Origin of the sequence: Pseudoalteromonas sp. MER144-MNA-CIBAN-0113, from assembly GCF_040308965.1 — a bacterium.
Lineage (GTDB): Bacteria > Pseudomonadota > Gammaproteobacteria > Enterobacterales > Alteromonadaceae > Pseudoalteromonas > Pseudoalteromonas tetraodonis.
Genome location: NZ_JBEOOG010000640.1, coordinates 1 through 231 on the forward strand (window position 1 = coordinate 1; position 231 = coordinate 231).

Consider the following 231-nt stretch of genomic DNA (forward strand, 5'->3'; position numbering starts at 1 on the left):
TCGATTAACGATTCGTTTTCCATCCAGTCGGTTTTACGTTGCTCTTCAAGCGTGGTAATAGCGCAATCTTTTATTTGCACATCTTTAAAGCCAACGCGTTCCATCCACAGCTTTAATGCTGCAGTACTTGGAATAAACCAAACGTTGCGCATTTTAGCGTAGCGGTCGGTAGGGACTAATACTGTGTTTTCATCACATTCAATTACTAGCGTTTCAAGTACGAGTTCGCCG

1 protein-coding gene is annotated in these 231 nt (G+C 42.9%); it reads right to left on the reverse strand.

Annotation, left to right across the window (positions count from 1 at the left end):
- Positions 1-231: DUF1698 domain-containing protein (locus tag AAEY57_RS21295; RefSeq protein ID WP_350608818.1), on the reverse strand; the 231-nt coding region annotated here is incomplete at both ends.